We start from the raw sequence: 13,083 nt of genomic DNA on the forward strand, positions 1-13,083 counted from the left end.
CGTGTCCTCCCGGGCGATGACCGCGACCTGGTTCACCTGCGGGTGGGTGGCGATCACGGCCTCGATCTCGCCCGGCTCGATCCGGAACCCACGGACCTTCACCTGGTCGTCTGCCCGACCGAGGTACATCAGCTGGCCGTCGCCGCCCCACCGCACCACGTCACCGGTGCGATACAACCGACCACCGTCGTCGAACGGGTCGGCGACGAACCGCTCACCGGTCAACCCCGCCCGACCGACGTAGCCGCGGGCGAGTTGCACACCGGCCAGATACAACTCCCCCGCTACCCCGACCGGCACCGGCGCCAACCGGTCGTCGAGCACGTAGACGCGGGTGTTGAACACCGGACGGCCGATCGGCACCGAACCCTCCGCCGGAACCTCACATGCGGTCACATCCACCGACGCCTCGGTCGGACCGTACAAATTGAACAACCCGACACCCGGAAGGATCTCGAAGAACCGGTCACGCACCGCCGAGCCGAGCGCCTCACCGGAACACACCACCCGCCGCAACCCGCCGCACTCAGCCGCTTCCGGCACGGCCAGGAACGCCTCCAACATCGACGGCACAAAGTGGACCGTGTCCACCCGCTCAGCACGGATCAGCTCCGCGACATAGCCAGGATCACGATGACCACCCGGCCGGGCGATCACCATGGCGGCGCCCTGGATCAACGGCCAGAACAGCTCCCACACCGACACGTCGAACCCGAACGGCGTCTTCTGCAACACCCGATCACCTGGGCGCAGACCGAACTGCGCCTGCATCCACACGAGGCGGTTCACGATGCCTTCGTGGGTGACCGCGACGCCCTTCGGCAGACCGGTCGAACCCGACGTGTAGATGACGTACGCCGCCTGACCCGGCACAACCACAACATCCGCAGCCGCGGCCGTTTCTGTGAACGGACCCTCCGACAACACACACACCGCACCCGCATCCGCCACCATGAACGCGACCCGCTCCGCCGGCAGATCAGGGTCGATCGGCAGATACGCACCACCAGCCTTGAGCACCGCCAACAACGCCACCACCAAGTCGAAACCACGCGGCAGCGAAACCCCCACCACCGAATCCACGACCACACCACGCTCGACCAGCAGACGCGCCAGACCGTTCGCCCGACCCTCCAGCTCCGCATACGACAACGACTCACCCTCGAACACCAACGCCGGCGCATCCGGCGTGCGCGCCACCTGCTCGGCGAACAGAGCCGGCAACGTCGCCACCGGGACGTCGGCCGCCGTGCCGTTCCACTCGTGCAGGACACGGTCGAGCTCGCCGGGGTTGAGAACACCGATCTCCGACAGGCGCGTACGCACCCCGCCGGCCAGAGCGTGTTCCAAGGCCGACACCAGTTGCCCGGTCGCGGTGTGCACCATCGCGGCCACTTCGGAGGCGTCGATCGGGCCGACCGCGTCCACGGTCACGCCGAGCCGGGTGCCGTCGTCGTCGATCGACACGCTCACCGGGTAGTTGGTGCCTTCGCGCGAGTACACGGTCCGGACGCCCTCGACCGCGCCGTGGCCCCCTGCCTGTTCCGCGTCGTCCCGGTAGTCGACGGCGGTGTTGTGCCGGTAGTTGAACAGGGTGGCGAACAGCGGCAGATCGCCGGCGACTCCGCTGACCCGCTGGGCCAGTGCGAGGGGCGCGTGTTCGTGCTCCAGGAGGCGGCCCAGCTGGCCGCGCATGGCGGTCACCGCATCCACGACGTCGACGTCCCCGGCACGGACCCGGACAGGCAGTGTGTTCATGAACAGGCCCGGCACCCGGTCGGCGCCCGCACCGGCGTTCATCCGGCCGAAGAGGACGGTGCCGAACACCACGTCGTCGCGGCCCGACACCACCGACAGCACCCGCGACCACACGACGTGCATCACCGTCGCCGCGCTCACCCCGAGCCGGCGCGACACGTCCCGCAGCCGCGCCGCCACAGCCCGATCCACGTCGGCGCCGATCCGGACCAGCTCCGACCCGTCGCCGCGGACGTCGCTCACACCGAATGCGACCGTCGGCTCGTCCACGCCGGCCAGCAGCTCCCGGAAGAACGCCTCGTGCTCGCCGCCGGCCAGCCCGGCCCGGGCCTGCGCCACGAAATCCCGGAACGGCAACGGCGCCGGCAAACTGTCCGCCCGACCGGCCAGCACCGCCTCGATCTCGCCGACCATCACCTCCAACGCCGTGTGGTCCTGCACCAGATGGTGCACCCGCACCAACCCCAACCACCGACCCCCGCGGACCTCGGTGACGTGGAGGTCCAGCAGCGGGGCCCGGCCAAGATCCATCGACAGGCCGACCACCGACACGAGCTCCGCCACCGCGTCGGCCGTGTCGTCCGGCAGGCTCACCTCGGTCACCGGCAGCGGCGCCGAACGCCACACCACCTGCACCGGTTCACGCAGACCCGACCACACCACCGATGTGCGGAAGACGTCGTGGCGGTCGATCACCTGCTGCAACGCGCCGGCGAACTGGTCGAGGCGGGCACGGTCGGCGAACTCCAGCACGAACGGCGAGACGTAGACGTCCTGACCGCCGTCGGCGAGGAGGTGGTGGAACAGGATGCCTTCCTGCAGCGGCGCGAGGGGGTAGATGTCGGCGACGTTCTGCGCACCACCCGGCACCGAACCGACCACCACGTCGATCTCGGCCTCGGTCAGCTCGGCCAACGGCAACATCTGCGGGGTGATGTCCTGCGCGCCGGCGGGAATCAGGTTCGCCGGGACGTCCACCACGGCGCCACCGGCCGCGGCGGCCAGCCCGGCCGGGGTCGGTGACACGAACAATGCCCGCACCGACACCGGTACGCCGTGCACCCGCAGCCACTCCACCAACCGGACCGCCAGCAACGAGTGCCCGCCGAGCGCGAAGAAGTCGTCGTCGACCCCGACGACGTCCAGACCCAGCACGTCGGCGAAGGCCTGGCACAGCAACTCTTCGCGCGCGTTCGCCGGGGCACGGCCGGCCCCGGCGGTCGCGGCGAAATCCGGAGCCGGCAGCGCTTTGCGGTCCAGTTTGCCGTTGCGTGTCAGCGGCAGCGCCTCGAGCGACACGACGGCCGCGGGCACCATGTACTCCGGCAGCCGCCGGGCGGCGTACTCCCGCAGCACCGCGCCGTCGACGGCTCCGACGACGTAGGCGACCAGTCGCTTGTCCCCGGCGGTGTCTTCCCGGGCGACCACCGCGGCCTGGGTCACCCGGTCGTGGGCGGCGAGCACGGCCTCGATCTCGCCCAGCTCGATCCGGAACCCGCGCAGCTTCACCTGCTCGTCGGCGCGGCCCAGGAACACCAGATGGCCGGACGACGTCCACCGCACCAGGTCTCCGGTCCGGTACAACCGGTCACCGTCGCCGAACGGGTCGGCGACGAACCGCTCGGAGGTCAGGCCGGCCCGGCCCACATATCCACGCGCCAGACCCGCACCGGCCACATACAGCTCGCCGGCCACGCCCGCCGGGACAGGCGCCAGCCGGTCGTCGAGCACATACGCCCGGACGTTGGCCAGCGGACGGCCGATCGGCACCGATGTGTCCGTGTCGCCGGCGGCACACTCCCACGACGTCGCGGTGACGGCCGTTTCGGTCGGCCCGTACGTGTTGTACAGCCGGGCGTCCGGCAGCACGCGGAAGAACCGGTCGCGGGTCGCGGCGGTCAGTTCCTCGCCGCCGCTGAGCACGTACCGCAGGGACCGGCACTCGACGGTGGACGGCTCGTCAAGCATCGCCTGCAGCAGCGACGGCACGAACTCCGCCACGGTCACCCGCTGCTGCTGGATCAGGTTCGAGAGGTACCTCGGCTCGCGGTGACCGTCCGGGCGGGCGACCACCATCGTGGCGCCGAGCACGAGCGGCAGGAACAGCTCCTCCACGGCCACGTCGAACCCGACCGGTGCCTTGAACAGCGTCCGCTCCGACCGGTTCAGGCCGTACCCGGCCACCAGCCACCGCAGCGTGTTCACCACGGCCGCGTGCGTCACCATGACACCCTTGGGCGTGCCGGTCGACCCCGAGGTGTAGATCACGTAGGCCGGACTCTCCGGCGGCACCACCACGTCCGGGCGGGCGGCGTCAGGAACGTCCACATCGGACAGTACGTGCACCACGCCGGCGTCCGCGAGCATGAACGCCACCCGGTCCTCCGGGAGGTCCGGATCGACCGGCAGGTACGCGGCGCCCGCCTTCACCACGCCGAGCACCGCGACGACCAGGTCGAGCCCGCGCGGCAGGCGCACCGCGACCACCGACTCGGGGCCGGCGCCGAGCGCCTGGAGACGCGCGGCCACCCGGTCCGAGCGGGCGTCCAGGTCGGCGTAGCTCACCGACGTGCCCTCGAACACCACGGCCACCGCGTCCGGCGTGCGTGCCACGTTCGCCGCGAACAGCTCCGGCAGCGACGCGGGCGGCGCGTCGACCGCCGTGTCGTTCCACTCGACGACCACGCGGTCCAGTTCGGCGTCGTCCAGCACCCGCACGGCCGACAGCGGCAGCGACGGGTCGGCCAGCACGACGTCCAGTGCCCGCACCACCCGCGCCGCCATCGTGACGACGGTCTCCGCGTCGAACAGGTCCACCGAGCCGATCAACAGACCCTGCAACCCCGCCGGGTCACCGCCGGGGCCGAACACCTCGGCCACGGTCAGGTCCAGGTCGAACTTCGCCGGCGGCACCACCGCGGTGCCCGCCTCGGTCGGCACGGCCGGCCCGCCGATCTGGACGCCGGACAGGTCCAGCACCGCGCCGGCGTTGTTCTCGACGGTCAGCATCACCTGGAACAGCGGGTGCCGGGCCAGCGACCGGGCCGGCGCCAGCTCCTCGACCAGCAGCTCGAACGGCACCTCCTGGCTGCCCAGCGCGGACAGTCCGGCCTCCCGCACCCGGCCCAGCAGCTCGGCGAATGTCGGGTCACCCGACAGGTCCGTTCGCATGACGAGGGTGTTGACGAAGAAGCCGACAAGATCGTCCAGACCCTCGTCGGTGCGGCCGGCGACCACCGTCCCGATCGGAATGTCGGTCCCGGCGCCCAGTTTCGACAGGACGACACCGAACAGGGCCTGCGACAGCATGAAGACTGTCACGCCGTTGGCCCGGGCCACCTCGACCAGCCGCGCGTGCGTCTGCGCCGGGATCTGGAACGGCGCGCCGTGCCCGCGGTAGCTGCTGGCCGCCGGGCGGGGCCGGTCATACGGAAGCGCCAGTTCCTCCGGCGCACCGGCGAGGGCCTGCCGCCAGTAGGCGACCTGCCGGGACATCAGGCTCTCCGGGTCGTTCCGGTCGCCGAGCAGGTCGCGCTGCCACAGCGTGTAGTCCGCGTACTGCACCGGCAGCGGCGTCCACCCGGGCGGGCGCCCGGCGCTGCGGGCGGCGTACGCCGCCGACATGTCCGCCGCCAGTGACCGCATCGACCAGCCGTCACCGGCGATGTGGTGCAGCACCATGACGAGTACCCGTTCGCCGCTCTCACCGGCGAACAGCGTCGCCCGGATCGGTGCCTCGGCGGCCAGATCGAACGTGTACCCGGTCGCCGCGGCCACGGCCGCGGGCAGTTCCGCCGGCGCGACGTCGACCAGGTGCAGCTGCCAGTCCAGGTCCTCCAGCGGGGTCACCCGCTGGTACGGCTGACCGTCGGCGACCGCGAACACCGTACGCAACACCTCGTGCCGGCCCATCACGTCGCGGAACGCGGCACTCAGCGCCGTCGCGTCGACCGCGCCGGAAAGGCCCAGCACGATCGGGAGGTTGTAGGTCGCGCTCGGGCCCTCCAGCTGCTGGATGAACCACAACCGCTGCTGCGCGAACGACAACGGCAGCCGTTCCGGGCGCACCCACGGCACCAGGGCGGACCGTGCCGGCTCGGCCCCGGGCACGCGAACGGCCAGCCGCGCGGGCGTCGACGCCTCGAACAACGCCCGCAACGGCAACTCGACGCCGAACACCGACCGCGCCCGGCTCAACAGCCGCACGGCGAGCAGGGAGTGGCCGCCGAGGGCGAAGAAGTCGTCGTCGACGCCGACCGTGTTCAGGTCGAGGACCTCGGCGAAGGCCTGGCAGAGGAGCTCTTCCCGGATGTTGGCCGGGCCGCGTCCCGCACCGGCGGTCGACGTGAGGTCAGGGGCCGGCAGGGCTTTGCGGTCCAGTTTGCCGTTGGACGTCAGCGGCAGCGCTTCCAGGATCACCGTGGCGGAGGGCACCATGTACTCCGGCAACCGCTCGGCGGCATACGCACGCACCCCCGGACCGTCGACGGCTCCCACCACGTACGCCACCAGGCGCTTGTCCCCAGGGCTGTCCTCGCGGGCGATCACGGCGACCCGGGCCACCTCGGGGTGTGTGGCGAGGACGGCTTCGATCTCGCCGGGTTCGATCCGGAACCCGCGGATCTTCACCTGTTCGTCGACCCGGCCCACGTACACGAGTTCGCCGTCGGTCGTCCACCGGACCACGTCACCGGTCCGGTACAGCCGGCCGCCCTCGTCGAACGGGTCGGCCACGAACCGTTCCGCGGTCAGTGCGGCGCGGCCGGTGTAACCGCGGGCCAGCTGGGCCCCGGCCAGGTACAACTCGCCGGCCACCCCGGCCGGGACGGGGCGCAGCCGGGAGTCCACCACGTACGCCCGCACGTTGATCATCGGCGGGCCGATCGTCACCACGCCACCGTCGGGGCCACAGTCACCCGTCGACGTGGTGACCGCCGCCTCCGTCGGGCCGTACGTGTTGTGCAGCCGCGCCCCCGGCAGGACCTCGTAGAACTTGTCCCGCAGGGCCTCGGTCAACGCCTCACCGCCGCTGAGGACCTGCCGCAGCGACACGCACTCGGCCGCGCCCGGCTCGGCCAGGAACGCCTGCAGCATCGATGGCACGAAGTGCAGCGAGTCGACCCGCTCCCGCCGGACCAGGTCCACCAGATATCCCGGCTCGCGGTGGCCGCCGGGCCGCGCCAGGACCATCGTCGCGCCCTGGACGAGGGGCCAGAACAGGTCCCACACCGACACGTCGAAGCTGATCGGGGTCTTCTGCATCACCCGGCTCGGCGCCTTCAACCCGTACTCGCCCAGCAGCCACCGGAACGAGTTCACGATTCCCGCATGCGACATCACCACACCCTTCGGGACGCCCGTGGACCCCGACGTGTAGATGACGTACGCCGCCTGCTCCGGCAACACCCGTACACCCGGATCGTCGCCGGGCAGACCCGACACATCGGCGACGTTCACCACCGGCACGCCGAACCCGGGCAGCATGCCGGCCGACACGTCGTCGGTCACCACACAGGCCGCCCCCGCATCCGCGATCATGAAGAGTGCGCGCTCGGCCGGCAGTTCCGGGTCGATCGGCAGGAACGCCGCGCCGGCCTTCAGCACTCCCAGCAGGCCGACGATCAGGTCCACCGACCGCAGCATCGCGACCGCCACGACGGACTCCGCACCTACTCCACGGCCGATCAGCCACCGCGCCAAGCGGTTCGCGCGCGCGTCCACCTCGCCGTACGAGACGGTGTCGCCCTCGAACACCACCGCCGCCGCTTCCGGTGCCCGCGCCACCTGTTCCCCGAAGAGGCCCGGCAGCGTGCCCGCCGGCACTTCGACCGCTGTGTCGTTCCAGCCGCGCACCACGCGGTCCAGGCCCGCCTCGTCCAGGACGCTGATGTCGGACACCAGCGTCGGTGACCCATCCTCGTCGAGGGCGTTCTCCAGCGCCGCGACCACATGGCCGACCGCCGTGTGCACCATTGCGACCACTTCGGCGGGGTCGATCGGGGCGACGGCGTCCACGGTCACGCCGAGCGCGGTGCCGTCGTCGTCGATCGACACGGTCACCGGGTAGTTGGATCCCTCGCGCGAATACACGGTCCGGACGCCCTCGACCGCCGCCTCTTGTGCCTCGTCCCGGCTCTCCACCGTGCTGTTGTGCCGGTAGTTGAGCAGCGTGGCGAACAGCGGAAGGTCAGCGGCGACCTCGCTCGCGCGCTGGGCCAGCACCAGCGGGGCGTGCTCGTGCTCCAGCAGGCGGCCCAGCTGGCCGCGCATGGCGGTCACCGCGGTCACGACGTCCAGGCCTGTGGTCGGAACCCGTACCGGCAGCGTGTTCATGAACAGGCCCGGCACCCGGTCCGCTCCGGCACCGGCGTTCATCCGGCCGAAGAGCACGGTGCCGAACACCACGTCGTCGCGGCCCGACACCACCGACAGCACCCGCGACCACGCCACATGCATCACCGTCGCCGCGCTGACACCGTGCCGGCGCGACACGTCCCGCAGCCGCGCCGCCACGCCTGCGTCGACGCCCCAACTGGCACGAACGAGCTCCAGGCCGTCGCCGCGGACGTCGCTCACACCGAATGCGACCGTCGGCTCGTCCACGCCGGCCAGCAGCTCCCGGAAGAACGCCTCGTGCTCGCCGCCGGCCAGCCCGGCCCGGGCCTGCGCCACGAAATCCCGGAACGGCAACGGCGCCGGCAAACTGTCCGCCCGACCGGCCAGCACCGCCTCGATCTCGCCGACCATCACCTCCAACGCCGTGTGGTCCTGCACCAGATGGTGCACCCGCACCAACCCCAGCCATCGACCCTCGCCGACCGCGGCGACATGCATGTCGAGCAGCGGGGCCCGGCCCAGGTCCATCGACAGGCCCACCGCGGACACCAGGTCCGCCATCGCGTTCCCGGTGTCGTCGGGCAGGCGCATCTCGGTCACCGGCAGCGGCGCCGAACGCCACACGACCTGTACCGGTTCGCGCAGGCCCACCCATGCCACCGACGTGCGGAACACGTCGTGGCGGTCGACCACGTGCTGCAGTGCCCCGGCGAACTGGTCGAGGTGGCCGCGGTCGGCGAACTCCAGGCCGAACGCGTTGACGTACACGTCGTCGCCGCCATCGGCGAGGAGGTGGTGGAACAGGATGCCTTCCTGCAGCGGTGCGAGCGGGTAGATGTCGGCGACGTTGGCCGCCCCGCCGTCCACCGTGCCGATGACGGTCCGGATCTCGGCCTCGGTCAGCTCGACCAGCGGCAACATGTCCGGGGTGATCTCCTGCGCGCCGGCGGGAATCAGGTTCGGCGGCACCTCGACCGCCGCGGTGCCCGCGGCCGCCGCCAGCCCGGCCGGGGTGGGCGCCTCGAACATCCGGCGCACCGAAACCGACACGCCCCGCACCCGCAGCCACTCCACGAGACGCACGGCGAGGAGCGAGTGCCCTCCGAGCGCGAAGAAGTCGTCGTCGACCCCGACAACGTCCAGACCCAGCACGTCGGCGAAGGCCTGGCACAGCAGCTCTTCCCGCGCGCTCGCCGGGGCTCGCCCGGCTCCCGCCGCCGACGCGAAGTCCGGCGCGGGCAGTGCCTTGCGGTCGAGCTTGCCGTTGCGCGTCAACGGCAGCTCGTCGAGGACCACGACGGCCGACGGGACCATGTACTCAGGCAGCCGCTCCGCGGCGTGCTCCCGCAGCACCGCGCTGTCGACGGCACCGACCACGTACGCCACCAGACGCTTGTCCCCGGTGGTGTCCTCACGGGCGATGACCACGACCTGGATGACCTGCGGGTGGGTGGCCAGAATGGCTTCGATCTCGCCGGGTTCGATCCGGAACCCACGGATCTTCACCTGGCCGTCGACGCGGCCGAGATACATCAGGTTTCCGTTGCCGTCCCACTGAACCACGTCGCCGGTGCGGTACAACCGACCGCCGGCGCTGGAGAACGGGTCGGCCACGAACCGGTCGGCCGTCAACCCCGCCCGGCCCACATACCCGCGGGCCAGCTGCACGCCCGCCAGGTACAGCTCGCCGGCCACCCCCGCCGGCACCGGCGCCAACCGGTCGTCGAGGACGTAGACGCGGGTGTTGAACACCGGACGACCGATCGGCACCGGACCCTCCGCCGGAACCTCGCATGCGGTCACGTCCACCGACGCCTCGGTCGGACCATACAAGTTGAACAACCCGACACCCGGAAGGATCTCGAAGAACCGGTCACGCACCGCCGAGCCAAGCGCCTCGCCAGAGCACACCACCCGCCGCAGCCCGCCACACTCAGCCGCCTGGGGCGTCGCCAGAAACGCCTCCAACATCGACGGCACGAAGTGGACGGTGTCCACCCGCTCAGCACGGATCAGCTCCGCGACATAAGCAGGGTCGCGGTGACCGCCCGGGCGGGCGATCACCATCGTGGCGCCCTGAATCAACGGCCAGAACAACTCCCACACCGACACGTCAAACCCGAACGGCGTCTTCTGCAACACCCGATCACCCGGCCGCAGACCGAACCGCGACTGCATCCACACCAGGCGGTTCACGATGCCCTCGTGCGACACCACGACGCCCTTCGGCAGGCCGGTCGAACCCGACGTGTAGATGACATACGCCGCCTGACCCGGCACCACCACGACCTCGGGAGCCGTGGCCGTTTCGGTGAACGGACCCTCCGACAGCACGCATACCGCACCCGCGTCCGCGACCATGAACGCGATCCGCTCGGCCGGCAGATCCGGGTCGATCGGCAGATACGCGCCGCCGGCCTTGTGCACCGCCAGCAGCGCCACGACCATGTCGATGCCGCGGGGCAGGCGCACACCCACCACCGAGTCCGCGACCACACCACGGTCGATCAGCACCCGCGCGAGGCCGTTCGCCCGGCCGTCCAGCTCCGCGTAGGAAACCGACTCACCCTCGAACACCAGCGCCGGGGCGTCCGGCGTGCGCGCGACCTGAGCCGCGAACAGGTCCGGCAACGTCGCCGCCGGGACGTCGGCCGCCGTGTCGTTCCAGGTCGACAGAACCAGATCCCGCTCCGCTGCGTCCAGTACGCCGACCCCGGAGATCGGTGCGGACGGTGCGGCCAGCACGGCCTCGAGTACCCGCAGCCACCGCCGGGCGATCGACGCCACGGTGTCGGCGTCGAACAGGTCGGCCGAGCCGATCAGCGCGCCGGCCAGCCCCGCCGCGGCGCCGGTGGCGTCGAGCACCTCGGCCACCGTCAGGTCCAGGTCGAACCGCGCTGACGAGGTGACCGCCGCCGGCGCCGCCGTCGGTCGGGGCGCCGGGCCGCCGGCACGCGTGCCGGGCAGGTCGAGGACGGCGTCGGCGTTGTTCTGGACGGTGAGCATGACCTGGAACAGTGGGTTGCGGGCCAGGGACCGGGCCGGTGACAGTTCTTCGACGAGGCGTTCGAACGGGACGTCCTGGTGTTCGAAACCGGCCAGTGACGTTTCCCGGACCCGGCCCAGCAACTCGGCGAACGTCGGGTCACCCGACAGGTCGGTGCGGATGACGAGGGTGTTGACGAAGAACCCGACAAGCTCGTCCAGTGCCTGGTCGGTTCGGCCCGCGATAGCGGCACCGATCGGGATGTCGGTGCCGGCGCCCAGCTTGGACAGCAGCACGGCCAGGGCGCCCTGCAAGAGCATGAACACTGTGACGCCATGCGTCCGGGCGACCTCAAGGAGACGGGCGTGCAGGTCCGCGGGCACGGCCACAGGCACGATATGTCCATGGTGGCCGGCGACCGCCGGGCGGCGCCGATCGGTCGGCAGGGCCAGTTCCTCGGGTGCGCCGGCCAGGGCCTGCCGCCAGTAGGCGACCTGACGGGAGATCAGGCTGTCCGGGTCCTGTTCGTCGCCGAGCAGGTCACGCTGCCACAGGGCGTAGTCGGCGTACTGCACCGGCAGCGGCGCCCACGTCGCGGCCCGGCCGTCCAGCCGGGCCCGGTACGCCGTCGACAGGTCCGTGGCGAGGGGGCGCATCGACCAGCCGTCCGCGGCGATGTGGTGCACCACCAGGACCAGGACCCGTTCGCCGTGGTCGCCGGTGAACAGCGAAGCCCGGATCGGCACCTCGGCCGCGAGGTCGAACGCGTACTGGGTGGCGGCCGAGACGGCCTGCGCAGATGCCGTCCCACCGAGGTGAAGGCGCCAGTCCAACTGGTCGGCCGGGATGGTCTTCTGGTACGGCCGGCCGTCCGCGATCGGGAACACGGTGCGCAGGACCTCGTGGCGGCCGATGACGTCGCGTAGTGCGGCACCCAGCGCGGCCGGGTCGACATGGCCGGGCAGGCCCAGGACCAGCGGGATGTTGTAGAGGGCGCTCGGGCCTTCGAGCTGCCCGATGAACCACAACCGTTGCTGGGCGAACGACAGCGGCAGCCGGTCCGGACGCTGCCACGCCACCAGCGCGGAACGGGCATGCTGCGCGCCGGGCAGGTGCGTGGCCAGCCCGGCCACGGTCGGGGCCTCGAACAGCGTCCGCAACGACAGTTCCACACCGAACACGGCCCGGACCCGGCTCATCAGCCGCACCGCGAGCAGGGAATGCCCGCCAAGGCTGAAGAAGTCGTCATCGACCCCGACCGCGTCCAAGCCGAGAACCTCCGCGAACGCAAGACACAGCAGCTCCTCACGCACACTGGCCGGGGCACGGCCCGCACCGGCCGCCGCCGCGAAGTCAGGCGCCGGCAGCGCCCGCCGGTCCAGCTTCCCGTTGGCGGTCAACGGCAGCCCGGCCAACACCACCACAGCCGACGGCACCATGTAATCGGGCAGCCGATCAGCAGCGAACCCGTGCAGCGCGGCCGGCAGGTCGTCGCCCTCGCCATCAACGGGGACCACGTAGGCGACGAGGCGCTTGTCGCCGGTCGTGTCCTCCCGGGCGATCACCGCCGCCTGCGCCACCTGCGGATGCGCGGTCAGCGCCGCCTCGACCTCGCCCGGTTCGACCCGGAAGCCGCGGATCTTCACCTGCTCGTCACCACGACCCACGAACGCCAGGACACCCTCGCCGGTCCAACGCACGACATCGCCCGTGCGGTACAACCGGCCACCGTCATCGAACGGATGCGCGACAAACCGCTCCGCCGTCAGCGCACTCTGCCCGACATATCCCCGCGCCAGACCGGCACCCGCCACATACAACTCACCGGCCACACCCACCGGCACCGGCATGAGCCGCTCATCCAACACATACGCCTGAGTACCGCGAATCGGGGCACCGATCGGCACACTGCCACCATCCGCCACGTCCTGCGCCCGGACCGAGTGCACCGCCGTGAACGTCGTGTTCTCCGTCGGCCCGTACCCGTTCACCAACCGCACCTC

At 71.3% G+C, this 13,083-nt stretch carries 1 protein-coding gene; it reads right to left on the reverse strand.

Annotation, left to right across the window (positions count from 1 at the left end; translation table 11 throughout):
* Positions 1 to 13,071 (reverse strand): amino acid adenylation domain-containing protein (locus ABZ321_RS57795; RefSeq protein WP_354905549.1); only part of this gene is annotated, 13,071 nt, incomplete at its 3' end.
* Between the last annotated feature and the right edge of the window lie 12 nt (positions 13,072 to 13,083).

The sequence above is a fragment of the Dactylosporangium sp. NPDC006015 genome (assembly GCF_040614215.1).
Taxonomy (GTDB): domain Bacteria; phylum Actinomycetota; class Actinomycetes; order Mycobacteriales; family Micromonosporaceae; genus Dactylosporangium; species Dactylosporangium maewongense.